At 59.9% G+C, this 26,783-nt stretch carries 22 protein-coding genes; 14 read left to right on the top strand and 8 right to left on the bottom strand.

The window, feature by feature from the left end; genetic code table 11:
* Positions 1–33: 33 nt before the first annotated feature.
* A complete protein-coding gene (locus tag V5E99_RS12035; RefSeq protein ID WP_283777416.1) occupies positions 34–1,683 on the bottom strand; it encodes an electron transfer flavoprotein-ubiquinone oxidoreductase in 1,650 nt (549 codons plus the stop codon).
* Between the two features lie 563 nt (positions 1,684–2,246).
* On the opposite strand from V5E99_RS12035, the gene V5E99_RS12030 reads away from it, so the two are divergent.
* The 6 genes from V5E99_RS12030 to V5E99_RS12005 all read left to right on the top strand — a co-directional run bounded on the left by V5E99_RS12030 (position 2,247) and on the right by V5E99_RS12005 (position 7,929).
* Entirely contained in the window at positions 2,247–2,996 is a 750-nt protein-coding gene (locus V5E99_RS12030; protein ID WP_499802631.1) for an electron transfer flavoprotein subunit beta/FixA family protein, read from the top strand.
* Positions 2,997–3,926, top strand: coding sequence for an electron transfer flavoprotein subunit alpha/FixB family protein (locus V5E99_RS12025; RefSeq protein ID WP_499802630.1), 930 nt, complete (start codon positions 2,997–2,999; stop codon positions 3,924–3,926).
* A 218-nt stretch (positions 3,927–4,144) separates the two neighbouring features.
* A complete protein-coding gene (locus V5E99_RS12020; protein WP_499802629.1) occupies positions 4,145–4,960 on the top strand; it encodes a substrate-binding periplasmic protein in 816 nt (271 codons plus the stop codon).
* Positions 4,961–4,969: 9 nt separating this feature from the next.
* Positions 4,970–5,326, top strand: coding sequence for a DUF4398 domain-containing protein (locus tag V5E99_RS12015; RefSeq protein ID WP_499802628.1), 357 nt, complete (start codon positions 4,970–4,972; stop codon positions 5,324–5,326).
* Positions 5,323–6,135 carry an OmpA family protein gene (locus V5E99_RS12010; protein WP_499802627.1) on the top strand — a complete coding sequence of 271 codons (813 nt, stop codon included), beginning with the start codon at positions 5,323–5,325 and terminating at the stop codon, positions 6,133–6,135. Before V5E99_RS12015 ends, V5E99_RS12010 begins: the two co-directional genes overlap by 4 nt.
* Before the next feature lie 351 nt (positions 6,136–6,486).
* Positions 6,487–7,929, top strand: coding sequence for an aminotransferase-like domain-containing protein (locus V5E99_RS12005; RefSeq protein ID WP_499802626.1), 1,443 nt, complete (start codon positions 6,487–6,489; stop codon positions 7,927–7,929).
* On the opposite strand, the gene V5E99_RS12000 is transcribed toward V5E99_RS12005, so the two are convergent.
* Positions 7,902–8,087 (bottom strand): hypothetical protein, encoded by a 186-nt coding sequence (locus V5E99_RS12000; protein ID WP_499802625.1) that lies wholly within the window; start codon positions 8,085–8,087, stop codon positions 7,902–7,904. The genes V5E99_RS12005 and V5E99_RS12000 overlap by 28 nt on opposite strands.
* Between V5E99_RS12000 and V5E99_RS11995 the strand changes: the two genes are divergently transcribed.
* The 4 genes from V5E99_RS11995 to V5E99_RS11980 all read left to right on the top strand — a co-directional run bounded on the left by V5E99_RS11995 (position 8,086) and on the right by V5E99_RS11980 (position 12,139).
* Positions 8,086–8,496: a hypothetical protein gene (locus V5E99_RS11995; protein ID WP_499802624.1), complete on the top strand. Its 411-nt coding sequence runs from the start codon at positions 8,086–8,088 to the stop codon at positions 8,494–8,496. The genes V5E99_RS12000 and V5E99_RS11995 overlap by 2 nt on opposite strands.
* Positions 8,497–8,662: 166 nt before the next feature.
* Complete coding sequence (locus tag V5E99_RS11990) at positions 8,663–8,917, top strand: YkgJ family cysteine cluster protein (RefSeq protein WP_499802623.1); 255 nt, start codon at positions 8,663–8,665, stop codon at positions 8,915–8,917.
* 42 nt (positions 8,918–8,959) lie between these two features.
* A complete protein-coding gene (locus tag V5E99_RS11985) occupies positions 8,960–9,565 on the top strand; it encodes an START domain-containing protein (protein WP_499802622.1) in 606 nt (201 codons plus the stop codon).
* A gap of 480 nt (positions 9,566–10,045) precedes the next feature.
* Positions 10,046–12,139, top strand: a complete 2,094-nt coding sequence (locus V5E99_RS11980; RefSeq protein ID WP_499802621.1) for an LTA synthase family protein — start codon at positions 10,046–10,048, stop codon at positions 12,137–12,139.
* Between the two features lie 63 nt (positions 12,140–12,202).
* Here the strand turns inward: V5E99_RS11980 and V5E99_RS11975 are convergent, their stop codons facing one another.
* Positions 12,203–12,361 (bottom strand): DUF3309 family protein, encoded by a 159-nt coding sequence (locus tag V5E99_RS11975; RefSeq protein ID WP_177331420.1) that lies wholly within the window; start codon positions 12,359–12,361, stop codon positions 12,203–12,205.
* 385 nt (positions 12,362–12,746) lie between these two features.
* Here V5E99_RS11975 and V5E99_RS11970 point away from each other — a divergent pair, with 385 nt between their 5' ends.
* The 3 genes from V5E99_RS11970 (at position 12,747) to csrA (ending at position 14,297) form a co-directional block, all read left to right on the top strand.
* A complete protein-coding gene (locus V5E99_RS11970; protein WP_499802620.1) occupies positions 12,747–13,562 on the top strand; it encodes an SDR family oxidoreductase in 816 nt (271 codons plus the stop codon).
* Positions 13,563–13,626: 64 nt separating this feature from the next.
* Positions 13,627–13,959: a YnfA family protein gene (locus V5E99_RS11965; protein WP_499802619.1), complete on the top strand. Its 333-nt coding sequence runs from the start codon at positions 13,627–13,629 to the stop codon at positions 13,957–13,959.
* A gap of 152 nt (positions 13,960–14,111) precedes the next feature.
* Positions 14,112–14,297, top strand: a complete 186-nt coding sequence (csrA, locus tag V5E99_RS11960; protein WP_499802618.1) for a carbon storage regulator CsrA — start codon at positions 14,112–14,114, stop codon at positions 14,295–14,297.
* A 5-nt stretch (positions 14,298–14,302) separates the two neighbouring features.
* Here the strand turns inward: csrA and V5E99_RS11955 are convergent, their stop codons facing one another.
* From V5E99_RS11955 to V5E99_RS11940, 4 genes are all read right to left on the bottom strand, one after another.
* The gene (locus V5E99_RS11955) at positions 14,303–14,530 is read right to left on the bottom strand and encodes a YheU family protein (RefSeq protein ID WP_010461751.1); all 228 of its coding nucleotides are present in this window, start codon (positions 14,528–14,530) and stop codon (positions 14,303–14,305) included.
* 167 nt (positions 14,531–14,697) lie between these two features.
* Positions 14,698–15,888 (bottom strand): osmoprotectant NAGGN system M42 family peptidase, encoded by a 1,191-nt coding sequence (locus V5E99_RS11950; protein WP_499802617.1) that lies wholly within the window; start codon positions 15,886–15,888, stop codon positions 14,698–14,700.
* A 164-nt stretch (positions 15,889–16,052) separates the two neighbouring features.
* Positions 16,053–17,801: an N-acetylglutaminylglutamine synthetase gene (ngg, locus tag V5E99_RS11945; RefSeq protein ID WP_499802616.1), complete on the bottom strand. Its 1,749-nt coding sequence runs from the start codon at positions 17,799–17,801 to the stop codon at positions 16,053–16,055.
* A 3-nt stretch (positions 17,802–17,804) separates the two neighbouring features.
* Positions 17,805–19,577: an N-acetylglutaminylglutamine amidotransferase gene (locus V5E99_RS11940; protein ID WP_499802615.1), complete on the bottom strand. Its 1,773-nt coding sequence runs from the start codon at positions 19,575–19,577 to the stop codon at positions 17,805–17,807.
* 297 nt (positions 19,578–19,874) lie between these two features.
* Between V5E99_RS11940 and V5E99_RS11935 the strand changes: the two genes are divergently transcribed.
* A complete protein-coding gene (locus V5E99_RS11935; protein WP_499802614.1) occupies positions 19,875–24,704 on the top strand; it encodes an NEL-type E3 ubiquitin ligase domain-containing protein in 4,830 nt (1,609 codons plus the stop codon).
* Positions 24,705–24,709: 5 nt separating this feature from the next.
* On the opposite strand, the gene mnmC is transcribed toward V5E99_RS11935, so the two are convergent.
* Positions 24,710–26,689 (bottom strand): bifunctional tRNA (5-methylaminomethyl-2-thiouridine)(34)-methyltransferase MnmC2/FAD-dependent 5-carboxymethylaminomethyl-2-thiouridine(34) oxidoreductase MnmC1, encoded by a 1,980-nt coding sequence (mnmC, locus tag V5E99_RS11930; protein WP_499802613.1) that lies wholly within the window; start codon positions 26,687–26,689, stop codon positions 24,710–24,712.
* Positions 26,690–26,783 lie beyond the last annotated feature (94 nt).

The following is a 26,783-nucleotide window of genomic DNA, read 5'->3' as shown; positions in this document are numbered from 1 at the left end:
CCGTTCGGGAGCCTTGATGTTCGAGCGGTCGGCTTACATGTTCGGGTAAGTCGGGCCGCCGGAGCCTTCCGGCGCTACCCAGGTGATGTTCTGCGCAGGGTCCTTGATGTCGCAGGTCTTGCAGTGAACGCAGTTCTGGGCGTTGATCTGGAAGCGCTTCTCGCCGTCTTCCTTGGTCACCACTTCGTACACGCCGGCCGGGCAGTAACGCTGGGCAGGCTCATCGTACAGCGGCAGGTTCTTGCTGATCGGGATGCTCGGGTCGGTCAGCTTCAGGTGGCACGGTTGTTCTTCTTCATGGTTGGTACCGGAGATGAACACCGAGCTGAGTTTGTCGAAGCTGATTTTGCCGTCCGGTTTCGGGTAGTCGATCTTCTTGCAGTCGGCCGCCAACTTCAGGCAGGCGTAATCCGGCTTGGTGTCGTGCAGGGTGAACGGCAGTTTGCCGCCGAAGATGTTCTGGTCGAGCCAGTTGAAACCACCGCCGACAATCGCGCCGAACTTGTGGATCGCCGGGCCGAAGTTGCGGCTGGCGAACAGTTCGTCGTAGAGCCAGCTCTTCTTGAAGGCGTCGACGTAAGTGGTCAGCTCTTCGGTGCCGTCCTTTTCAGCGAACAGCGCTTCGGCCACGGATTCAGCGGCGAGCATGCCGGACTTCATCGCTGTGTGGCTGCCTTTGATCTTGGCGAAGTTCAGGGTGCCGAGGTCGCAACCGATCAGCGCGCCGCCCTTGAACACCATTTTCGGCAGCGAATTCAGGCCACCCTTGCAGATGGCGCGAGCGCCGTAGCTGATGCGCTTGCCGCCTTCGAGGTACTGCTTGAGCACCGGGTGATGCTTGAGGCGCTGGAACTCGTCGAACGGCGACAGGTAAGTGTTGCTGTAGGAAAGATCGACAATCAGACCGACGACCACCTGGTTGTTTTCCAGGTGATAGAGGAACGAGCCACCAGTGTTTTCGGTGCCCATGATGTCCAGCGGCCAACCGGCGGTGTGCACCACCAGGCCTGGCTGATGCTTGGCCGGGTCGATTTCCCAGATTTCTTTCAGGCCGATGCCGTAGTGCTGGGCGTCGGCATCGCTGTCGAGGTTGAAGCGCTTGATCAACTGTTTGCCGATGTGGCCACGGCAGCCTTCGGCAAACAGCGTGTACTTGCCACGCAGCTCCATGCCCGGGGTGTACAGGCCTTCTTTCGGATGGCCTTCGCGATCAACGCCCAGGTCGCCAGTGATGATCCCGCGGACGACGCCGTTCTCGTCGAACAGCGCTTCCTGAGCGGCGAAGCCCGGGTAGATCTCCACGCCCAGGTTCTCGGCCTGCTGGGCGAGCCAGCGGCACAGGTTGCCCAGGGAGATGATGTAGTTGCCTTCGTTGTGCATGGTCTTGGGCACAAAGAGGTCAGGGATTTTCTGCGCGCTGTCGGCGTTCTTGAGAACGAAGATGTCATCGCGGGTGACGGGCGTGTTCAGTGGCGCGCCGAGTTCTTTCCAGTCCGGGAACAATTCGTTCAGGGCGCGGGGTTCGAACACCGCACCGGACAGGATGTGAGCACCGACTTCGGAGCCTTTTTCGACCACGCAGACGCTGATTTCCTTGCCGGCTTCAGCAGCCTTCTGCTTCAAGCGGCAGGCGGCGGAAAGACCCGCGGGGCCGGCACCGACGATGACCACGTCGAATTCCATGTATTCGCGTTCCACAGGTTATCTCCTACTCAAGGCTCAACAGTTTTTTTTCTAATATTGGAGGTTTGGTGTCGCATCCATGAATCCCGGCGCAAGGCCGAAAGTGGACAATCGCTGAACCACCTTTCTCTCTAGGTGGCGCATTATATCTACACCACTCCTAGCGTCCAATACAAACGTTTGTTTGAATTGGCTCCGGGCCAGATAAATCAAAGTAACGCGGCTTATGACTGGCCATTTTGCCGTATTGACCGGAATAGGCGTTCCGGTCAAGATACGGGCGGTTTTGCGCTCGCCGTAGGCTGACTGTTGGTTTCAAGAGCACCTCTAAAGACAGGGCGATGGCAGTACAAGGTGATGCGCAGCGATTATTCGGCGCGCAGTTTACACGCCGCGGTAATGAATGACTCGTCAGTCACCCCTGACGAACGGTCGTCCTCCACCGTGCGCCGTGTCACCCCGTTCAGATGCCAGCGTTTTTAGAGGTGCCCTTGCGCCCACGAGCATCAACCGCCAGGTTCGCCTAGGCGACTTTCTTTTCACCGGAGAGTAACGAGGAATCCATGAAGGTTCTTGTAGCTGTCAAACGCGTTGTGGATTACAACGTCAAGGTTCGCGTCAAGGCGGACAATTCCGGCGTCGACCTCGCTAACGTGAAGATGTCGATGAACCCATTCTGCGAAATCGCAGTGGAAGAAGCCGTACGCCTGAAAGAGAAAGGCGTTGCGACTGAAATCGTCGTCGTATCGATCGGCCCGTCCACCGCTCAAGAGCAACTGCGCACCGCGCTGGCTCTGGGTGCCGACCGCGCCATCCTCGTCGAATCCGCTGAAGATCTGACTTCCCTGGCCGTTGCCAAACTGTTGAAAGCGGTTGTCGAAAAGGAACAGCCTCAGCTGGTGATCCTTGGCAAACAAGCCATCGACAGTGACAACAACCAGACTGGCCAGATGCTCGCTGCATTGAGCGGCTACGGTCAGGGCACCTTCGCTTCGAAAGTCGAAGTGTCCGGTGACAGCGTTGCCGTGACCCGCGAAGTCGACGGCGGCGCGCAGACGGTTTCCCTGAAACTGCCGGCCATCGTCACCACCGACCTGCGTTTGAACGAGCCGCGCTACGCGTCCCTGCCAAACATCATGAAAGCCAAGAAGAAGCCTCTCGAAGTGCTGACTCCGGACGCTTTGGGCGTTTCCACCGCCTCCACCAACAAGACCGTAAAAGTCGAAGCGCCGGCTGCACGCAGCGCGGGTATCAAGGTCAAGTCGGTGGCTGAACTGGTCGAGAAACTGAAAAACGAAGCGAAGGTAATCTAAATGACTATCTTGGTTATTGCTGAACACGACAACAAAGTGCTGGCCCCGGCCACGCTGAACACTGTTGCTGCTGCCGTTAAAATCGGTGGCGACATTCACGTTCTGGTTGCAGGCCAAGGCGCTGGCGCCGTGGCTGAAGCCGCTGCGAAAATCGCTGGCGTGGCTAAAGTGCTGGTGGCCGACAACGCCGCCTACGCTCACCAGTTGCCGGAAAACGTGGCTCCTCTGGTAGCCGAGTTGGGCAAGGGCTACAGCCACATCCTGGCTGCCGCGACTTCCAACGGCAAAAACATCCTGCCGCGCGTTGCCGCTCAGTTGGACGTTGACCAGATCTCCGAGATCATCTCGGTTGAAAGCGCTGACACCTTCAAGCGCCCGATCTATGCCGGTAATGCCATTGCAACCGTTCAGTCGAACGCTGCAGTGAAAGTGATCACCGTGCGTGCCACCGGTTTCGACCCGGTTGCTGCTGAAGGTGGTTCGGCTGCCGTTGAAGCCGTTGCCGCTGCTCACGACGCTGCGATCTCCAGCTTCGTTGGGGAAGAACTGGCCAAGTCCGATCGTCCGGAACTGACGGCTGCCAAGATCGTCGTTTCCGGCGGCCGTGGCATGCAGAACGGCGATAACTTCAAACACCTGTACGCCCTGGCTGACAAGCTGGGCGCTGCTGTTGGCGCTTCCCGCGCTGCGGTCGACGCAGGTTTCGTACCCAACGACATGCAGGTCGGTCAGACCGGCAAGATCGTTGCGCCACAGCTGTACATCGCCGTCGGGATCTCCGGCGCGATCCAGCACCTGGCCGGCATGAAAGACTCCAAAGTGATCGTTGCGATCAACAAGGACGAAGAAGCGCCGATCTTCCAGGTGGCCGATTATGGCCTGGTGGCAGACCTGTTCGAAGCCATTCCCGAGTTCGAGAAACTGGTCTAATCCAGCCGCTTGACTTATAAAGAGCCCGGCCTTTTGGTCGGGCTTTTTTTTGTCCTTCCGCCGGAGCCGTAGGGGCTGTCGAGTGAAACGAGGCTGCGATCTTTTGATCTTCGCTTGGGACTTAAGTGGACCCGAAAAGATCGCAGCCTCGTTTCACTCGACAGCTCCTACACAGCTCCTGCTGTTGGCATAACCGGGATTGAGAAGAGTGTAGTGCTATGGATCTGCGTCTTGTGTGGGGCTTGCTGGGATTGTCACTATTGCCGGGGCTGTGTGCTGCTGCGGGCAAATGCGAACGCCTGGTGGTCACCGGCAGCCCCGATGCGCCGCCCTACCTGTGGCAAGACCCGCAGAACCCCAAGCACCTGATCGGCGCCAGTGCCGATTTGTTGCAGCAAGTGGCGGGGGAGTTGGGTATCAAGATCGACATGCTCTATGCCGGCAAACGCTCCCAGGCCCTGGACGAAGTGCGCAGCGGGCGCATGGACATGCTGGCGGACGCACCGCTGACGCTCAATGAGTTGGAAACCCTGGACTACATCCATCCGCCGCTCCTGGAGAACGACTATCTGGTCTGGACCCGCAAGGACTCGAAACTGAGTTATGGCGAGGCAAAAGACCTGCATGGGCATCCCGGCGCCGTGTCGGAAAAGTCTCGAATGACCCAGGAATTCGGCACGTTCGCCGAGCAGAATTTGACGCTGGCTCGCACGCCAAATCTGGCCCAGGCCTTTCAGAAATTGCTGTTGGGCGAGGTCGAATATGTCCTCGCCGGGCGTTACTCAGGCAGGGCCGCTGCGCAGGCGTTGGGCATGGCCAATGACTTGCAGGCGTATCCGCAACCGGTCGACAAACCTGGCCTGTTCCTCGCGGTTTCCCATAACTCGGCCTGCAACGATCCTTGGTTGCGCGGACAGCTGGCCAAAAAGATGACAGAATTGCCCGCGTCCGGACTGACGGAAGCTGTGCTGCAACGCAATATCGAGCGTTGGACCGCGCAGCAGCAACAACCCGCCAGTACCCCAAAACAGTAGGGATTTTTAGTGAGTATTCGACCTCTTTTCGCTGCCCTGGCCGTTCTGGCTCTGGCGGGTTGTGCAGCCGATCCGGCGCCGAATGAACAAATACGCCTGACCGAACAGGCACTCAAACAAGCCAAAGCCGTTGGCGCCACCGCTGACGAAGTGCCAGAACTGAAACTGGCCGAAGACAAATTCTCCCGTGCCCAGGGCGACATGACCGATCAGTCCTACAAGCATGCGCGCATGCGTGCCGAGCAAGCCGAGCTGGACGCGCGCCTGGCCGAAGCACGGGTCCTGACCCTCAAGAGTCAGGAGCAGTTGAACGTACTCAATACCCGCATCACTCGCCTGCGCAAGCAACTGGGAGATGCCCAATGAGCCTCAAATCAAAAGTCCTCGGCGGTTTGATCCTCGCCGGCTGCGTCAGTCTGTACGGCTGCGCCGGCCAGCACAGCGAATCCGCGTTGCAAGAAGCCAGTGCCGACTTCCAGAAGGTCAAGGAAGATTCCAACGTGCTGCGTATCGCGCCCAAGGATGTGATCCGCGCCGGTGAGTCCCTGGCTCGCGCCGATCGTTTGTCCACTTATTGGGGCAGCGGATCGGATGTGGTGCATTACGCTTACCTGAGCCAGCGCTACAGCGAAATCGCCCGGGAACACACCAATCAGGTGCTCAACGAAGAGCAAGCGGCGAAGCTCGAACTGGAGCGTCAGCGCCTGCAACTGGCCTTGCGCGAATCCAAACTGCTCAGCGTGCAGCAGCAGGGCAAGTGGCTGGAAGAACAAATTGTGGCGCTGGCCACCATCCAGACTGATCGCGGTCTGGTCATGACCTTGGGCGACATGCTGTTCGACACCGGCGAGGCCGAATTGAAGAACTCGGCGAACCGCGTGGTGCTGAAGATTGTTCAGTTCCTGCAACTCAATCCCAAGCGTGTGGTGCGGATCGAGGGCTATACCGACAGCACCGGTGGCAAACAGGACAACCTCAAATTGTCCCGCGACCGTGCGCAGTCGGTGGCCGACGTGCTGATGGACCTCGGGATTGATGACAAACGCATCCAGGTCGAAGGCTATGGCGACGAATACCCGGTAGACGTGAACGCCACTGAGCGTGGTCGCGCGCAGAACCGTCGGGTGGAAATTGTGTTTTCCGACGAAAAAGGCCAGCTCGGCGCCGCCCGCTAAGGACTGCATCGCGCGCAGCCCCTAAATCTCGTAGGAGCCGCGTAGGAGCTGTCGAGTGAAACGAGGCTGCGATCTTTTGATCTTTCGCTTGAGACTCAAGTGAACGCGGAAAGATCGCAGCCTCGTTTCACTCGACAGCTCCTACGCATCTCATACGCAGCCCTACAACCCGGCCTTTGCACGTCAGCGCCGGGTTTTTTACGCCTGCCAATGGCGTCGCAAAGCAGTACAGATTTTGCTGACACTGCACTGTATGGTCGACTATTGTGGCAACTGTCCCAGTACACTTCTAAACTGTTCCGGTATTGTTTCACACAAGAATAAAATGCCCGTGAAATCGAGTGCTGCGTCATGACCAATCTTTTGCTCTACCAACGTATTGCTCAGCAACTGGCCGAGGACATCCGCCGTGGTGTCTATCAACCGGGGGAGCGCGTGCCTTCGGTGCGCAAGATGAGCTCGCAGCTCAACGTCAGCCATGCGACGGTGTTGCAGGCTTACGCCAACCTTGAGGATCAGGGCCTGATCCGGGCCCGGCCGCAGTCCGGTTATTACGTGCACCAGACCCCGGCTCTGACTGCGCCGACGCCAGACATCGCCCGGGTCGAACGCCCCGGCCTGGTCACCCGTAGCAGCATCATTCAGCAAGTGTTGGTCGAATCCCGCCGCGAAGGCGTGTTTCCTCTGGGCGCGGCGGTGCCTAGCGTCGATTACTTGCCGGTGCGGGCACTGCATCAGCAACTGGCCAAAGTCACTCGATTCCATAGCCCTCGGGCGTTCAGCTACATGTTCAGTCCGGGCTTCGAACCGCTGCGCCGTCAGGTGGCGATCCGCATGCGCGATGCCGGGGTGGTGGTCGATCCCTCCGAAGTGGTGATCACCCACGGCTGCGTTGACGCGTTGCAGATGTCGCTGCGGGTTCTGACCCGCCCAGGCGATCTGATTGCCGCCGAGTCCCCGACCTATTACGGACTGCTGCAACTGGCCGACCTGCTCGGTCTCAAAGTCATCGAAATCCCCAGCGATCCCGCCACCGGCATGAGCCTGGAAGCGTTGCAACTGGCCGCCAACCAGTGGTCGATCAAAGCGCTTGTGCTGACCACCCGATTGAGCAACCCTTTGGGCGGCACCATGCCCGAAGAGCGGCAGAAACAACTGCTGCGCCTGGCCTCGGATTTCGACATCCAGATCGTCGAGGACGATATCTATGGCGAGCTGATGTTCGAGCAAGGTCGTACCAAGGCGCTGAAGGCCTACGATCGACTGGATCGGGTGATCTACTGCTCAAGCTTTTCCAAGACCCTGTCGCCCGGGGTGCGGATCGGCTGGATGATCGCCGGCAAGTTCCAGCAGGAAATCCAGCGTTTGCAGACGTTCAGCACCCATTCGGCGTGCAGCGTCACGCAAATGGGCATCGCGGCGTACCTGGAAAATGGCGGCTACGACCGGCATCTGCGCTACATCCGTCAGGAGTACCGGAAAAACCTCAGCGCCTTCCAGTTGGCGGTGCAGCAGTACTTCCCCGAAGGCACACAGATGAGTCGGCCAACCGGCGGTTTCATTCTGTGGGTCAGCCTGCCGGGGCGGGTCAATACCCAGGAGTTGCATGTGCGGGCCTTGCAGCAGGGCATCAGCATCGCGCCGGGGCTGATTTTCAGTAACACCGAGCAGTTCAACCACTGCATTCGCCTGAACTGTGGCACCCCTTGGAACCGCGAGGCCGAGCGCGCGCTGATGACCCTGGGGATGCTCGCAACCCAACTCTGTCAGGAGACGGCCAGCGGTTTTTTATGACCCGGACGGTTCATCGACTGCCCGAGCTTGTCATGTGGCGCCCAACAAGCGAGCATATGGCCCTCTGCCGTTAGCGCCGTTGGGTCCATGAAACCGATTTTTTCTGCCACCTGGCTGTCGATCTGCCTGTTGATGACTGCTTTACCAGAAGGTGTCATGGCGGCCGCCGTTCAGGAAAAACCGGCCGCCAGCACCTCTGAGGCAACGCCGAGCAAACCGGTGGCGGCCAAAAAAACTGCGCCGGTCAAAAAGAAAGCCGCGCCGATCAAGAAACGTCCGCCGATTGCCTCCAAATCCAAACCGGCCAGTGAAGTGGTGAAAAGTACTCAGCTACCACCGGCCAATCTCGATTTGAGCTTGCCTCAACACATGGTCGAAGAACTCAAGCCTGTCGGTACGGTCCCATTGCCCAAACACAACGCGGTACTGCCGCAAATGTTTGGCGAAAAGAGCAGCCAGTTCCAACTCAACGGGCGTCTGATCAGCAACGAAATGCAGTTGCAACTGCGCAACGAAGAGCGTCGGGACGTTGAAGGCGCGGCGCTGGAATTCGAGTTTAAGCAATAAATCATTCCCTTCTGTGAGCCGCTGGCCAGACGCTTCGTCGGAGACTGGTCAGTCACATTCGTTTGAGCGTAAAAACCCCGGTGCAAGTAATTTTAAACAGTCGTTTTAGCGGGTACTCTGTGCCACGTCCCTTTTACACATTGCCCGTCGCGAGGAGCTGGTCGTCATGAAATGCCGTGAAGGCTGTGGCGCCTGTTGTATTGCCCCTTCCATCAGTTCACCGATTCCGGGGATGCCGCAAGGCAAACCTGCCGGAGAACGTTGCGTGCAACTTTCTGTCGAAAACCTGTGCAATATTTTCGGCCAGGCGGAACGTCCGGCAGTCTGTTCGGCCTTCGACGCCGATGCCGAGGTCTGCGGTAACAGCAGTGAAGAAGCCATACGGCTGATTGGCTGGTGGGAGCGAATGACGGCGGCGTGATGTGTTCAAACGAACGGAAACTCAACAATAAGGAATAAGACTATGGGTTCGCTGCATCGTATTGCTGTGCTGTGTGGTTTGACGGTTTTGCTGGCCACCTCGGCCGCTCAGGCCGAAGACTGGAAAGTCGCCAAAAACGAAGACGGCATCAAGGTGTCCCTGAGTGAAGTGGCCGGTTCCGATTACAAGGCCTACCAGGGTGTCACCCTGATGAAGACCACCATCGCCAAATTGCGCGCGCTGCAGGAAGACGTGGCCGGGGCCTGTTCCTGGATTCACGAGTGCAAACTCCAGAAGTTGCTCAAGCACGAAGGCGATCAGAGCTGGACCTACACCCAGTTCAACACCCCATGGCCGGTGACTCCGCGTGACTCGGTGCTGCACGTCACCACCGTCGAAGGCGCCGATGGCAGCCTGACTCGCAAACTGCAAGGCGTGCCGACATACATGCCTGAGGAAAAAGGTTTTGTGCGCGTCGCCAAGGTCGACGGCTTCTGGAAGTTCGTGCCCAAGGGTGACCAGGTCGAAGTGACCTATCAGGTGCACACCGAGCCGGGCGGCAGCGTGCCGTCGATGGTGGCCAACAAATTCGTGGTCGATGCACCGTTCAATACCTTGAAAGCCCTGAAAGAACGCGCCGAGAAGTAATCGCGCCGCGCTTGCGATAACGCCCCGACCGAGCTCGGGGCGTTTTTGTTTGCAGACCGACTGTCATGCGCAATCCCTGTGGGAGTGGGCTTGCTCGCGAAGACGGCTATACATTCAGAACATAGGTTGACTGACACACCGCTTTCGCGAGCAAGCTCGCTCCCACAGGTTCTGCGTCTGGCTGATGGATCTCAGGGAAGTGGTTTTATTGTGTTTCCGGATATACGTTGCACGAAATTTTCACAATGCCTCCAAGACAATCCGTCCTCGCCACTTTCCCGTCGATTTTGCCTCGATGCCCTTGATCCAGAGCGTTACTGCACAGAGTTGGACACGCTTAACAGTAATCAATGGCAATGCCGCGAGTGATCGTGCAACATTTGCGCACCCGCGCAAGCCCCGGGGCCAGGTACTGGCCAACAGAGGGCAGGGCGCAGCTGTATTTTTGAAACTTAAACTTCCAATGGGTCCTAAAACGACATGGCAAACCCGGACGCCCTGAATCAGCAGCGAGCTTCTAGTCGCCTGCTGCAACCGACCGTCAAATCGCATCTGGCCTACACGCTGTTGTGTGCCCTGGTCATGATGGTCATGTTCAGCCTGCTGCGCGTCGCGCTGCTGGTTTACAACCGCTCGATGATCCTCGATACCCCAGCCTCGACCTTTCTTGAGGCATTTGCCAACGGTCTGCGTTTCGACCTGCGCATCGTGGTCTATCTCATTATTCCGTTGCTGCTGGCGCTGTTCAGCGCCCGGGCCATGGCAGCTCGCGGGCTCTTCCGTTTCTGGCTGACCGTGACCTCCAGCATCGCGCTGTTCCTCGGCCTGATGGAGATGGACTTCTACCGTGAATTCCACCAGCGCCTCAACGGCTTGGTCTTCCAGTACGTGAAGGAAGATCCGAAAACCGTGATGAGCATGCTCTGGTACGGTTTCCCGGTGGTTCGCTACCTGCTGGCCTGGGCCGTGGGCACCCTGATCCTGACCCTGGCGTTCAAAGGCGCCGACCGCGCCACCCGTCCGCGTGGCCCGTTCAGCGGCGGCAGCATCGGTACTCGTCAGATTGCTCCGTGGTATGCGCGCATCGCCGTGTTCGTGGTGTGCCTGGTGGTCTGCGTGGTTGCCGCCCGTGGCACCCTGCGTCAAGGGCCGCCGCTGCGTTGGGGTGACGTCTATACCACCGATTCCAACTTCGCCAACCAGTTGGGCCTCAACGGCACCCTGCAATTGATTGCCGCCGCCAAGAGCCGCATGTCGGACGAGCGCAGCAACATCTGGAAAGCCACGCTGGATCAGCCATTGGCCCAGCAGACCGTGCGTGACATGTTGCTGACCCCAAGCGACAAACTGGTCGACGCCGACATTGCCGCCGTCCGCCGCAACTACACGCCGGACGCCAACAAGACCCTGCCGATCAAGAACGTCGTGGTGATCCTGATGGAAAGCTTCGCCGGTCACTCGGTAGGCGCCCTGGGTCGTCCGGGCAACATCACGCCAGCCTTCGACAAACTGTCCAAGGAAGGTTTGCTGTTCGACCGATTCTTCTCCAACGGCACCCATACCCACCAGGGTATGTTCGCCACCATGGCCTGCTTCCCGAACCTGCCGGGTTTCGAATACCTGATGCAGACCCCGGAAGGCAGCCACAAGTTGTCCGGCCTGCCGCAGTTGCTCAGCGCCCGTGACTACGACGATGTGTACGTCTACAACGGCGACTTCGCCTGGGACAACCAGTCGGGTTTCTTCAGCAACCAGGGCATGACCAACTTCATCGGGCGTAACGATTTCGTTAACCCGGTGTTCTCCGACCCGACATGGGGCGTGTCCGACCAGGACATGTTCGACCGTGGCCTGGAAGAACTGAAAGCTCGCGATGGCAAGGACAAAAAACCGTTCTATGCCTTGCTGCAAACCCTGTCCAACCACACGCCATACGCCTTGCCGACGCCATTGCCGGTGGAGCGCGTGACCGACCGTGGCAGCCTGAACGAACACTTGACCGCCATGCGCTACTCCGACTGGGCGCTGGGTCAGTTCTTCGAGAAGGCGCGTAAAGAGCCGTACTTCAAGGAAACCCTGTTCGTGATCGTCGGCGACCATGGTTTTGGCGATGAGCAACAGATCACCGAAATGGACCTGGGCCGCTTCAACGTGCCGATGCTGATGATCGCACCGGGCATCCAGGACAAATTCGGTCAGCGTGACCACACTGTGGGCACTCAGATCGACATCGTGCCGACCATCATGGGCCGTGTCGGTGGCGACGTGGTTCATCAATGCTGGGGCCGTGACCTGCTGAACCTGCCGGAAGGCGACAAGGGTTTCGGCGTGATCAAACCTTCGGGCAGCGATCAGACTGTGGCCTTGCTGACCGCCGATCGCGTGCTGGTATTGCCTAAAGAGATGCCGCCAAAGCTGTATCACTATGAACTGGGCGCTAACCCGAAAGGTGAAGTCATTCCAGAGTCCGCTGATGAAGCGGCCCTCAAGCAGAAACTTGAGTCGTTCCTGCAAACCGCGACCAAAAGCCTGCTGGATAACACCGCCGGTGTGGTTAACGGCAAACCGGACTAACGTTTGACGCAATAAAAAAGAGGCCCTTTTTCAAGGGCCTCTTTTTTTGGTTGGGCTAAAACTTTATATCTTGCCAAGCAAGAGCAGAATCAACAGCACTACCAACACCACGCCGAGGATGCCCGATGGGCCATAACCCCAACTTCTGGAGTGCGGGAAGACTGGCAAACCGCCGATCAGCAACAGGATCAGGATTACGATAAGAATTGTGCCCATGACTATTTCCTTGTTCGAAGTGTTCTGGATTGACGCTGTGTTTTAACTGTCAGCTGGACTGCAATAAATCCGAACTGCTTACAAATTCCGACTCATGTGCGTGAAAGAAAATTCAAAGTTTTTTAATGTTTTTTAGATTCAACGCTTATTTCTTTTAGTCGCCAGGCTAGTTTGCAAGTTAGACCGCGTTATCGTTCATCGCGGGCAAGCCTTGCTCCTACAGGGAATGCGACGCTCTTGTAGGAGCAAGGCTTGCCCGCGATGGCCTTGACTCGCTCCCAAGCCGTGCCCCGGTTTGCCTGCGCCATTCAGCAATCTGATGGAGCGTGGGTCGGACAATTTCCTTCGCTACACTCGGCGCATCTTCCCCAGAACAACAAGGCTGTTTGCTATGCAAAATCGCATGATGATCACTGGCGCGGGCTCTGGCCTGGGTCGCGAAATCGCGCTGCGTTGGGCCCGCGAAGGCTGGCAACTGGCCTTGTCGGATGTCAGCGAGCCCGGTCTGCAAGAAACCCTGAAATTGGTGCGCGAGGCGGGCGGCGACGGGTTTGTCCAGCGTTGCGACGTGCGCGATTACAGCCAACTGACCGCATTCGCCCAGGCCTGCGAAGAAAAACTGGGCGGCATCGACATCATCGTGAACAACGCCGGGGTGGCCTCGGGCGGGTTCTTCAGCGAACTGTCCCTGGAAGACTGGGACTGGCAGATCGCAATCAACCTGATGGGCGTGGTCAAGGGCTGCAAGGCGTTCCTGCCGCTGCTGGAAAAAAGCAAAGGCAAGATCATCAACATCGCTTCGATGGCGGCGCTGATGCAGGGCCCGGCCATGAGCAACTACAACGTGGCCAAGGCTGGCGTCGTGGCGTTGTCCGAAAGTTTGCTGATTGAACTGGCGCAGCAAGAAGTCGGGGTGCATGTGGTGTGCCCGTCGTTCTTCCAGACCAACTTGCTGGATTCCTTCCGTGGCCCGACACCGGCCATGAAAGCCCAGGTCGGCAAGTTGCTGGAAAGCTCGCCGATCACCGCCACCGACATTGCCGACTATATCTACACCCAGGTGGCCGCCGGCGAATTCATGATCCTGCCCCATGAACAGGGCCGCATGGCGTGGGCGATCAAGCAGAAGAACCCGCAATTGCTCTACAACGAAATGACCGTGATGGCCGACAAAATGCGCGCCAAGGCCAAACAAAGCGCCGGCTGATCTTGCCCGCAAGCCTTCGCGTCGTTAGGGTGGCCGCCATCGGCCATCCTCGCGAGACGTCTGCATGCTCAATTACCTGTGGTTTTTCCTCGCCGCCCTGTTCGAAATCGCCGGTTGCTTCGCGTTCTGGATGTGGCTGCGCCAGGGCAAGAGTGCGTTGTGGGTCATCCCGGCGCTGCTCAGCCTGACCTTGTTCGCATTGCTGCTGACCCGGGTCGAAGCCACTTACGCCGGCCGCGCCTATGCCGCCTACGGTGGCATCTACATCGTCGCGTCAATTGGCTGGCTGGCAGTGGTCGAGCGGGTGCGTCCGCTGGGCTCGGACTGGATCGGCGTGGCGCTGTGCGTGATCGGCGCGACTGTCATCCTTTTCGGTCCGCGTTTCTCCGTGTCTTGAAGGATAAGTCCTACTTTTGATCGGCTTGTAAGACGCGTCTTGCAGGATCTTCATCTCGCGCTGTAGGGCGAAACTGATTTGCCGCTGATGCATTGAAGCCCCGTTTCGCGCGGGGCATCTTCGGGGTCCAGAAATCCTGAAGGACGAATCCCATGCTTGTACTCAGTCGCGTAGTCGGCGAATTGATTTCCATCGGTGACAACATTTCCGTGCGCATTCTCGCCGTCAATGGCGGCAGTGTGCGCTTCGGCGTCGAGGCGCCAGACAACGTCAATGTGCATCGGGCCGAGGTCTACGAACGCATCCAGATCAAGCTGGCGAAAGCCAAAGGTCGTTGAGTGTTTCAGTCGAACAGGTGCTTGGGCACATCGTGCTTGAGCATCAACTGGCATTGCTCGCTGTCCGGGTCGAAAACGATCAGCGCCTGGCCCTTGGTCAGTGCCTGGCGAACGCGCAGTACGCGGGTCTCCAGCGGTGTGTCATCGCCGTTGTCCGTGCCGTCGCGGGTCACGAAGTCTTCGATCAGACGGGTCAGGGTATCGACTTCAAGTTGGTCGTAAGGGATCAGCATAGGCACCTCGGTCAAAACAATGTCGCGATGCTACGGCGGTTACGAACGCATCACCAGTAGGAGCTGCCGAAGGCTGCGATCTTTTGATCTTGATCTTTGACGGCCATGAAGCCACCGAAGATCAAAAGATCGCAGCCTTCGGCCGCTCCTACGGGATCGTGTTCGCTTTAGCTGTCGCTTCGCTGCCCCACCAAACTGTCCACCGACGGCACCCGCGTATCGCTTTCCATCTGCGTGTCATGCTCGATCTGATGACTGAACCGGTCCAGCGAACCCTTGGCCGGCTGCGCATCGCTGGCAAACACCGGCGGGCTCAGGATGTATGCACCCAGCAGACGACTCAGCGCGGCCAGGCTATCAATGTGAGTCCGTTCGTAGCCGTGAGTCGCATCACAGCCAAACGCCAGCAGGGCCGTACGAATGTCATGCCCGGCAGTCACCGCCGAATGGGCATCGCTGAAGTAATAACGGAACAGGTCGCGACGCACCGGCAACTCGTTGTCACTGGCCAGGCGCAGCAGATGCCGCGACAAGTGATAGTCATAGGGCCCGCCGGAATCCTGCATCGCCACGCTCACCGCGTGTTCGCTGGAATGCTGACCCGGTGCGACCGGCGCGATGTCGATGCCGACGAATTCGCTGACATCCCACGGCAACGCCGCCGCCGCGCCACTGCCGGTTTCCTCGGTGATGGTGAACAGCGGATGACAGTCGATCATCAACTCTTCACCGCTGTCGACGATGGCTTTCATCGCCGCCAACAGCGCAGCCACCCCAGCCTTGTCGTCCAGGTGCCGGGCGCTGATGTGGCCGCTCTCGGTGAACTCCGGCAACGGGTCGAACGCAACGAAATCACCGACGCTGATGCCTAACGAGTCGCAATCGGCGCGGGTCGCGCAATAGGCGTCCAGGCGCAACTCGACGTGGTCCCAACTGATCGGCATTTCATCCACGGCGGTGTTGAACGCATGCCCGGAGGCCATCAACGGCAACACGCTGCCACGGATCACGCCGTTGTCGGTAAACAGGCTAACCCGACTGCCTTCGGCAAAACGGCTGGACCAGCAGCCGACGGGGGCCAGGGTCAGGCGACCGTTGTCCTTCACCGCTCGCACCGCCGCACCGATGGTGTCCAAATGGGCGGACACCGCGCGGTCGGGGCTGTTTTTCTTGCCCTTGAGGGTGGCGCGGATGGTGCCGCGCCGGGTCATCTCGAACGGAATGCCCAGCTCTTCGAGTCGCTCGGCAACGTAACGCACGATGGTGTCGGTAAACCCGGTCGGGCTGGGAATGGCGAGCATTTCCAGCAGGACTTTTTGCAGGTAGTTGAGATCCGGTTCGGGGATTTTGCTGGTCATGGAAACTCCTGATGAGTAACGAGCATCGATGGTTTCGATGAAGGGAAAGAATGTGTGGCGCCTGTGAGGCCGCCTTCGCGGGCAAGCCTCGCTCCTACAGGTGGTGCGGTGCTTTCGTAGGAGCAAGGCTTGCCCGCGATGGCGTCAGCTCAGGCGATACATGTCTATGAAACCGCCGGCTGACTGTGCGGAAACAACAAATCCACAAACCGCTCCGCCGTCGGCTGCGGTTCATGATTGGCCAGGCCCGCACGTTCGTTGGCTTCGATAAACACGTACTCCGGCTGATCGGCGGCCGGCACCATCAGGTCGAGCCCGACCATCGGGATGTCCAGCGCCCGCGCCGCCCGCACGGCGGCGTCCACCAGTGTCGGGTGCAGGATCGCGGTGACATCTTCAAGCACGCCGCCGGTATGAAGATTCGCCGTACGCCGTACGAACAGATGCTCACCGGCCGGCAGAATGCTCTCGTAGTCGTAACCCGCCGCCTGCAAGGTGCGCTCGGTTTCGTGGTCCAGCGGGATCTTGCTTTCGCCACTGGTGGCCGCCTGACGCCGCCGACTCTGGGCTTCGATCAGCGCACCGATGGAATGCTGGCCGTCGCCGACCACTTCCGCTGGCCGACGAATCGCCGCAGCGATCACCTCAAAACCGATCACCACAATCCGCAGATCCAGCCCTTCGTGGAAGCTTTCCAGCAACACTCGGCTGTCGAACTGGCGCGCCGCTTCGATGGCTTGCTGAACCTCTTCAATCGTCTGCAAATCCACCGCCACGCCATGGCCCTGCTCACCGTCCAGCGGCTTGACCACTATCCGTTGGTGCTCGTCGAGAAACGCCAGGTTGTCGTCGCCATTGCCCGCCAATTGCTGGGAGGGCAGGTTCAGGCCGGCGGCTTTCAGCACTTTGTGGGTCAGGCTCTTGTCCTGGCACAGGCTCATGCTGATGGCGCTGGTCAGGTCGCTCAGGGATTCGCGGCAACGCACCCGGCGCCCGCCATGGCTGAGGGTAAACATCCCGGCGTCGGCGTCATCGACTTGCACATCAATGCCGCGACGATGGGCTTCCTCGACGATGATCCGCGCATACGGATTGAACTCGGCTTGCGGCCCCGGCCCCAAGAACAACGGTTGATTGATGCCGTTCTTGCGCTTGATGGCGAAGGTCGACAGGTTTCGAAAACCGAGCTTGGCGTAGAGACTTTTCGCCTGGCGGTTGTCGTGCAAAACCGACAGGTCGAGGTAACTCAGCCCACGGCTCATGAAATGCTCGATCAAGTGCCGCACCAGCACTTCGCCCACCCCGGGCCGCGAACAGTGCGGGTCAACAGCCAGGCACCAGAGGCTGCTGCCGTTTTCCGGGTCGTTGTAGGCCTTGTGATGATTGAGGCCCATGACGCTGCCAATGATTGCGCCGCTGTCCTCGTCTTCGGCCAGCCAATACACCGGGCCGCCCATATGACGCGGGGTCAACAGTGACGGGTCGATCGGCAGCATGCCGCGAGCCTGATACAGCAGATTGATCGCCTGCCAGTCCGCCTCGCTTTGCGCCCGACGAATGCGGAAGCCGCGAAACACCCGGGTCGACTGGCGATAGTCGCTGAACCACAGGCGCAAGGTGTCGGACGGGTCCAGAAACAATTGCGCCGGCTCCAGCCCCAACACTTGCTGGGGCGCCGCCACATACAGGGCGATATCGCGCTCGCCGGGCTGCTCGTTGAGTAACTCCTGGGCGATGCTCGCGGCATCCGGGAAGGTATGGCCGATCAGCAACCGGCCCCAACCGCAATGCACCGCAATTGGCGCGGCGCCCAACTCGCTGCCATCCTCGGCCAGGCGCGCCTGCAAGCGTTCGTAGGAAGGGGACTGACCGCGCAACAAGCGTTGGCTATAAGCCGTGGCGTGGGGTTTCATTGATCAGATTCCTTGTTCACTGAGCCACAGGTTCAGGGCCGCCAATTGCCACAGCTTGGAGCCGCGCAACGGCGTGAGTTGACCTTGCGGGTCGGTCAGCAGACGGTCGAGCATGGCCGGGTTGAACAGGCCGCGATCCTGGCTGGGATCGAGCAGCAGTTCGCGCACCCAATTCAGCGTATCTCCCTGCAAATGCTTGAGGCCGGGCACCGGGAAATAGCCTTTCTTGCGGTCGATTACTTCGCTGGGAATGACCAGCCGCGCTGCTTCTTTCAAGACCTGCTTGCCGCCATCCGGCAGTTTGAATTTGCCCGGCACCCGGGCCGACAACTCCACCAGCCGATAATCGAGGAACGGCGTGCGTGCTTCCAGGCCCCAGGCCATGGTCATGTTGTCGACGCGTTTGACCGGGTCGTCCACCAACATAATCGTGCTGTCCAGACGCAGGGCTTTGTCCACCGCCGCATCGGCGCCGGGTTGTGCGAAATGTTCCTTCACGAAGTCGCCGGCGGCGTCATTCGCCGTCAGCCATTTCGGCTGCACGGTGGCGGCGTAGTCTTCGTAACTGCGGTCGAAAAACGCCTCTCGATACGCCGCGTACGGATCGGCCGCGCCGTCCACTTGCGGGTACCAGTGATAACCGGCGAACAACTCGTCCGCGCCCTGGCCGCTCTGTACCACCTTGCAATGCTTGGCCACTTCCCGGGACAACAGATAGAAAGCAATGCAGTCATGGCTGACCATCGGCTCGCTCATGGCGCGGAACGCCGCAGGCAGTTGCTCGATGATCTCGCTTTCCTGAATGCGCAATTGATGGTGCCGGGTGCCGTAATGCTTGGCGATCAGGTCCGAATACTGGAACTCGTCGCCGCGCTCGCCGCCGGCGTCCTGGAAACCGATGGAAAAAGTCGAGAGATTCTCCACGCCGACTTCACGCAACAGGCCAACCAGCAGGCTTGAATCGACACCGCCCGAAAGCAGCACACCGACGTCCACCGCCGCACGTTGGCGGATCGCTACCGCGTCACGGGTGCTGTCGAGCACGCGGTCGCGCCAGTCTTCCAGAGTCAGGTTCATCTCATCGGCGTGGGGACCGTAGGGCAGGGTCCACCAGGTTTTCTGCTCAGTGGTGCCATCGGCTTCGATGCGCATCCAAGTCGCGGGCGGCAGCTTTTCGATGCCGGCAATCAAGGTGCGCGGGGCCGGGACCACCGCGTGAAAGTTCAGGTAATGGTTCAGCGCCACCGGGTCGAGCATCGGGCTGATATCGCCGCCCTTGAGCAGCGCCGGCAGGGCCGAGGCGAAGCGCAGGCGTTGACCAGTGCGCGACAGGTACAGCGGCTTCACGCCGAGACGGTCGCGGGCGATGAACAGGCGTTTGGCGTCGCGCTCCCAGATCGCGAAAGCAAACATGCCGTTGAGTTTGGGCAGCAGCGCTTCGCCCCAGGCGTGATAGCCCTTGAGCAGCACTTCGGTGTCGCCGCCGGAATAGAAGGCATAACCGAGGCTTTCAAGCTCGGTGCGCAGTTCCGGGAAGTTGTAGATCGCGCCGTTGAAGGCCAGGGACAAGCCCAGTTGGTTGTCGATCATCGGCTGCGCCGAGCCGTCCGACAGGTCCATGATTTTCAGGCGACGATGGCCCAGGGCAATCGGCCCTTGGGCGTGAAAGCCCCACGCATCCGGGCCACGCGGGGCCAGGTGATGGGTGATTCGTTCAACGGCCGCGAGGTCCGCAGGTTGTTGGTCAAAGCGTAACTCGCCAGCTAATCCGCACATAAAGTCCTTACCGGTTTTTCCGTTGGGGAGGGGTGTTCGATACCGCGCCAAAACAGCGGGTACTCTGAAACTGACCCGGCGGGTTGGCGGGAGTTTTAGATCGATCGGTTATAAGTAGCGGGTTCGGGGTGTTGCGAGCGACAGGCACAACGGCAGGGGCGCGAGGTGGTAAATAAATAGATGAAGCATGGAAATTACTGCTTAAAACAGCGCTGAACCGCGCCAGTATTCGCGTTTTTCTTCCGGGGGCCGAGTCGATAGGTTAAGGGCTCATGACTCGCAATAAGGATGTTGCTGATGCTGACCACGGATACACCGACCCCGGTTCGCCGGCCATTGAGTGACACCGAAACGCTCGCGGCGCTGCTCGAAGCCACCGGGGATCTGGACACCGCCGAGACCTTGCGCAAGAGCCTGCCGGCCTGGTTGCTCAAGGCTTCCCCGACGGTCCTCGCGGCATTGGACACGGACCTGCGAGCGCTGCTGAGTGATCAGCAAAGCGTCGAAACGCTGATGCAAAAGCTGCAATCGCCGGAGCGCTTTTGCGCGACGCACCTGTCGGCGGCCCTGACGAAAAAGTGGTCGGTGGCGTTCGATGTGCACCACGACGCGCTGGTGCTGCCGGGCTTCGACTGTGGCTGCGAAGGCACTCCGACAGGGACCGAAGGTGTTGAAACAATCCCGTCGATCCGGCGCAATCTGCTGGAAGCGGCGATGCAAAACTTCACGGTGGATGAAACCGAGGCGGACGGTTTTCCAGCCACCAGCACGGTGCACATCGCCTCGACCACAAAAGGTTTGCCGGATCTCACGCCGGAAGCGTTTGCCACGCTCTGTCGTGAACTCGATCTGGGCAAGCGCTATCAGGCGCATATCAACGAGGTGTTCAATCTTCCGCCAGGCTCGGCCAGTCGGGTCAACGACCTCAACGGACTCAAGGTCAGGAAGCTACGGGTGGATGCGCACCTGGCGTTCATGAAAAAACACATCACCGAGGACGCCTACAAAACCCTGCTGACGCTGGATGCCCACAGCGGGATGGGCACCGAGGCCGGCATTCAGAACATCCGCCATGGCGGCGAGCCGCTGATCATCCAGGGCATTGAGTTGTTTGCCACCTGCGTGTGGGGCGTGGTGATTTTTTCCAAGCGTTCGGTCGAGACCTACCCGACCGAATGGTGCGTGGTTTACATGCCCAACGAACCTGGGCGGCCGCTTTACGAATACAGCACGTTTGTCGAATTCAAACGGTATCTGAGCCTGAAATTGAAGGTGAAAAGCTACAAGGATTACTTCGCCCACGGCATCGACGAAGACAGCAAACTGGTGTTTTTTACGTCCGCCGCCGCCAGCGAAAACCTCGACACGTTCAAGGCCTTGCCGATTACCGTGCCGCTGTTTCAATTCATGATTCAGAGTTCCTTGGGCAAGCTGCAGCTCGATGCCCGTGAATTGGTCGTGCCGACGGCGGACGTGGATGAAGAGGTGCGCAAGAAGCGTGTGGAGAACCTGCTGGAGCTGGGTTTGACGGTGGCCAATGTCGCGGCGTTTTTTGTCCCGGTGCTTGGGCAGTTGATGATGGGCGTGACCGTCGGGATGCTGCTGGCCGAGGTGTACGACGGCGTCGAGGACTGGCAGCACGGTGACAAACAAGAGGCGCTGTCCCATGTGCTCAGCATCGCGCAAAACCTGGCCCTGATGGGGGCCTTCGCCGTTGGCGGCAAAGTGGTGGGTTCGCTGATCAAGAAAACCGTGCGCGAACATCCTGAGTTTTTCAGCCAATTCGAATCAATGACCAACCCCAGCGGCAAGGCCCGGCTCTGGAAGTCTGACCTCCAGCCCTACAGGCAGCCCCTGAGTACGTTGCGTGGGCAGGCTGTCGATGCTCAAGGGATTTATCAGATCGGTGGGCAATCACACATCCGGATCGACAACGGCGCCTATCGGATTTACTACGACGCGGTCTTGAAAAAGTGGAGGGTTCGGCATCCTTCGCAGGTCGATGCATTTGCGCCATCGCTGGAACACAACGGCGAGGGCGGCTGGCGGCTGTCATCCGAACAACCGTCGCAATGGCGCGAGGGCAGTTATGCGCTCAAGCGCCTGGACACGCGCCTGGCCGCGCTGGACGACACTCGGGTGGAGCAGATTCGCACGGTCACCGGCACCTCGATCTCCGAGTTGCATCAGTTGCATGAGGAGAGCCGGGTACCGGGCGCCCGATTGAAGGACGCCATCGAGCGTTTTCGCCTGGAGCGACGCATCAGCGACTGCATCGCCGCCCTTGCGGACGGCGCCCCCGGCAGTGCCGTCCATGCACCAGAACACCTGCACGCGCTGCCATCGCTCAAAGGCTGGCCGAGCGGGCGTTACATCAGGCTGCGCGATGGGCAAAGGAACACCACGGCGGTGTATCCACAAAACGCACTCGTGGCTGACGAAGACGTCGCCGTCGATGTCTCTGAAGCGGAGCTGGCCCAGGGCATGCTGTTCCAGAAGGTGGTGGCCGGTTTGCACCAGAGTGAGCTGCAGACCTTGATCGGTACGAAAACCGGCACCGAAACCCAAGCCGATGCCTTGGCGAAAAAACTGGCCGCCTCGTTGAAGCAGGATCGGTTGCCGCTGTTCGATCGTTTGTATGAAGCCCACGACACCAGCCGCGTGAGTGATGTGGAGGTGCTCAGGCAGGACTTTGCCCAACTGCCCGTCGGCATCGCGCAGGAGCTGATCGATCAGCTCGGCAGCGTTGAGCGCTTGCGCCTGCGGGCGACGAAACGCGTGCCCCTGGGGCTGGCGCAAAAGGCCCGCGAAGCCTTGGCGCAGGTGCAACTGGACAAAGCCATCAGCGGCTTTTACCTGCCGGACATCGCCAGTGGCGACACCAACAAGCTGGCTGTTTACTTGCTCGAACACTTGCGTGGCTGGGACAGCAAGTTGTGGCTTGAAGTGCGTGAGGATTCTGTCACCGGCCCATTGCTGCAAAGCATCGGGCCGAAGGACAGTGCCTTAAAACGCACCCTGGTCAAATCCTCGGCCGGTTATCAAGCCTTCGATGCCGATGCAAAGTCACTGGCCAAGGCCACCAAGGGGCCGAATGCGCTCTACGAAGCCATCCTGCGCGCTATTCCACCTGCCCAGCGCACGGCCATGGGCCTGGGAGATCATTTTCCGGAGCACGCCTGGGGTTTACGCGACCAGTTGCTGGCCCGCGCCACGCAGGAGCGCGCGGTCGCCGCGCGTGTATTGGCGGGCAAGCCGCTGGCCGAAACCGATGCGTCTGTCTCCTGCCTCCAGGCCGACCCGGCGCAGCCTTCGTCGCCCCATGCCTCGGCCCTGGTGCGCAAAACCCGAAAGCTCTACCCGCTGATGACCGACAAAGAGATCAATACGCTGCTCGATGGTTTGGGCACGGATCACTTGTCCCGGGCCACGGCGGTGCGACAGCGCCAGCGACAACTGGAAACGTTGCGCGGGCTACTCAAAACCTGGAGCAACGATGACGCTGAAATGCGCAAGTTGCCGGGCGATCTGCGCGAGTACCGACAAAGCCGTCGACAAGTGGCCGATGCCATTGAGGACAGTTGGCGGCGTCTGGTTGTGATGCGTGACGAGCGAGGCATCAGCAGGGTGGGGATGAATCTGGATGGCATGCGCGTCGGCAAGCTCCCGATATTGCCGGCGGAGATTGATTTCAGCCACGTCCGGCGTCTGTCGTTGAAGAACATGGCCCAGGGCAATGATCTGGCCTATTTCATCAAGCACTTCAAAGCGCTTGAGACGCTGGAGCTGGACAGCAATCAACTGACGTTACTGCCTGAAGCATTGACGTTGATGCCCAGGCTCAAAGGTTTGAGCCTGGCAGACAATCGGCTGGTGCTGACCGAACATACTTTGGTGAAACTGACGGCGATGCGCGCGCTGCAGAGCCTTAACCTGAGCAAAAACCCGCTGGGTGCCACGCCGGACGTCAGCAAGATGTTCGACCTGCGCTTTCTTGCCCTGCGCGATACCCGCGCCACGGAGCTGCCCAAAGGCCTGCAACGCTTGCCCAACCTGGATCGCGTCGATCTGCGCAACAATGAAATCGCGGTCCTGCCCGAGTGGCTGTTCACGGTCCCGCGACGGTTCAGCGAGACCATTAACCTGCGCACCAATCCGCTGAACACCGCCAGTCGGGTCAAGCTCAAGGCGTATCGGGACAGCGTTGGCGTGGGCATGGGCTACCTGGAGGACGACATAGCCCGGTTGAACGAGCAAGAAGCCAAAAAGCTCTGGTTGCCGGAGGAAGTCAGGGTCACGTATAGCCGGCGTGGCGCTCTCTGGACCGCACTCAAGGATGACCCCGGCTCCGACGGCCTGTTCCACTTGCTGGCCGAATTGGGCAATACCGCCGACAGCGAATACGTGCGCGAAGACATGACCCAAAGAGTCTGGTCGGTGCTGAGCGCCTGCGAAGGCAATGCTTCGCTGCGCGATCAGCTCTTTGACCTCGCGGCCAACCCGATCAACTGCACCGACTCGGCGGCATTGAACTTCAGCAACATGGAAGTGGCGGTCGAGATTGATCGCGTGATGAACCCGTCGAGTTCGGCGCAGTTCACGGCGACGCCGCTCCTGAAATTAGGTAAAGGGCTGTTTCGCCTCGATCAATTGGATCAGATTGCCCAGACGCACATCACCAGCCACCCCACGGCAGATCCATTGGAAGTCAGCCTGGCCTATCGAACCGGACTGGCCGAGGCCTTCGAACTTCCGGGCCAGCCCCGGCATATGCGTTATGCCAGCCTGAGCGGGGTGACGGATGCCGATCTGAGCGCGGCCCTGAACAAGGTCAAAACCGCCGAGCTGTCATCGGCGCTGCTCAGGTTTCTGGTGCAGCGACCGTTCTGGACGGACTATCTGAAACGCAATTACCCCAGCCGTTTTAACAAGGCCACCGCACCGCTCCAGGTCCGTCTTCAGAAGGTATTCGATCAGGCCGACAGCCTGACCGACGCCGATTACCGCCAGCAACTCGATGCCATCAGGGGCGAACAGGCCACCGCCGAAAATAGCCTGTTGGAGAGCTTGACCCAGGACATCATGAAATTGGCGGACCTGGGGATGTGTGTCCTGCCGGAGCAGTGAGGGGATCAGGCCCCGCGAATCAATCGGCGCAGGGCAAAGCGGTTGGGATGGCAGGCTTCGGCCACGCTGCGGGGCAAGGGCAACGGTTCGTTGTCCAGCCAGGCGGCCAGCAGTTCGCCGGACAGCGGGGCGGTGATCAAGCCCCGTGAGCCGTGCCCGCTGTTGACGTACAAACCGTCGAGCCATGGGCACGGGATGTCCGGCACTTGTCGGGCGTCCTTGCTCAGGGCTGAGTAAGCCAGGTTGAACGTCGGGCCGTCGGCCAATGGCCCGACGATGGGCAGGTAGTCCGGGCTGGTGCAACGGAACGCCGCGCGGCCCTGGAGTTGTTCCGGGTCCAGTTGTTCGGCGTGCAGGCGGGCGACCAGATCGCTGGAGATTTCCTCCAGCAGTTGCAGGTTGCCTAGGTGCTCGGCGGTGGTCGGGGTCAGGTCATCGCTGTTGAAATCGAAGCTGGCGCCCAGGGTGTGTTCGCCCAGGCGTGCCGGCGCCACGTAGCCTTCGGCGCAGACCACCGTGGCCAGGCTCTGGCTCTCGGTGGTTTGCGCCAACCGGGTGATTTGCCCGCGAATGCGCTTGAGCGGCAGGTCGGCGCTGGGGGCAAAACGCTTGATCTCGGCCGCACCGGCCAGCACCACGACTGGAGCACTGGCGAGCAGCGTGTCGCCGTCCCAGGCTTGCCACTGGTCATCGACTTTGCTGAGTTGCAGCACATCGCGATGGGGCAGCAGTTGAACATTCGGTTGCGCGGCTTGCCATTGGCACAGTGCCGGAGGATGCACCCAGCCACCCTCGGGGTAAAACAAACCGCCATGGGCCAGCGCGATGCCGGCCCGAGTCTGGGCTTGCGATTGATCCAGCCGGTGCAGCAGATCGGCAGGAAACGCCGCCGCCAGTTGCGCCTGGCGTTCGGCTTCCTTGGCATTGAACGCCAGTTGCAGCACGCCGCAACCGTCCCAGTCGACGCCGCGATGCAGGTGTTCAAGCACGCGTCGGGTATGGCCGAATCCGCTGACAATCAATTGCGACAACGCGGTGCCGTGGGCCGAGAGCTTGAGGTACAGCACGCCTTGCGGATTGCCCGAGGCTTCCTGGGCGATCTCGGCGTGACGTTCCAGCAAACTGACCTGCCAACCCCGGGCGGCGAGGCTGGCGGCAGTGGCACAACCGGCCAGTCCGGCGCCGATCACCAGGGCGCGGCGTTCGCCTGTGTGCACGGGCGGGCGGGCAAACCAGGGTTTAGCGGCGACAGGCGCGGCGACTTCGGTGGGCCAGCCAACAAACACGCCCCGCAGGATTTCCCATTTGTGTCCGATCCCCGGCGTGCGCTTCATCTTGAAGCCGGCCGCGTTGAGCAACCGACGGACCCAACCGGTGCTGGTAAAGGTGCTGATGGTGGCATCGGGCGCGGCCAGGCGTGCCAGTTCGGCAAACAGCTCGGCGGTCCACATGTCGGGGTTTTTCGCCGGGGCAAAACCGTCGAGAAACCAGGCATCGACTTGCGCATCCAGTTGCGGCAACTGTTCCAGCGCATCGCCGATCAGCAAGGTCAGAGTGACCCGGCCGTTATCCAGCACCAGCCGTTGAAAGCCTTGATGGATCGCCACGTACTGGGCCAGCAGTTGATCGGCGAACGGTGTGAGCTGCGGCCACAACGCCAGCGCCCGTTTCAGGTCCGGGGCGGTCAGCGGGTACTTTTCCACGCTGACAAAATGCAAACGCGCACCGGCCACCGCTTGCTCTTCGAACAGTTGCCAGGCGCAGAGGAAATTCAACCCGGTGCCGAAACCGGTCTCGCCAATCACCAGACAACCGTCGGCGGGCAACGCGGCGAAGCGTTCCTTCAGACAGTTTTGCTCGATGAACACGTAGCGGGTTTCATCCAGCCCTGACTGGTCGGAAAAATACACATCATCGAACACCCGCGAATGCGGGCGTCCCTGGTCGTCCCAGTCGAGCTGGGCGTTGGGCATTTCAGGCTTCATGGCAGGCTCGGCAACGGCAAGGCGGGCATTCTATCTGATCGACAGGAGCATGCTTGATCCATGGCAAGTCCTGATACAGGCAGGACAGGGAAAA

It is taken from the genome of Janthinobacterium sp. LPB2021202312-11-4, from assembly GCF_037049705.1.
In the GTDB taxonomy this organism is placed as follows: Bacteria; Pseudomonadota; Gammaproteobacteria; order Pseudomonadales; family Pseudomonadaceae; genus Aquipseudomonas.
This window is presented reverse-complemented; position numbering and strand designations above follow the sequence as displayed.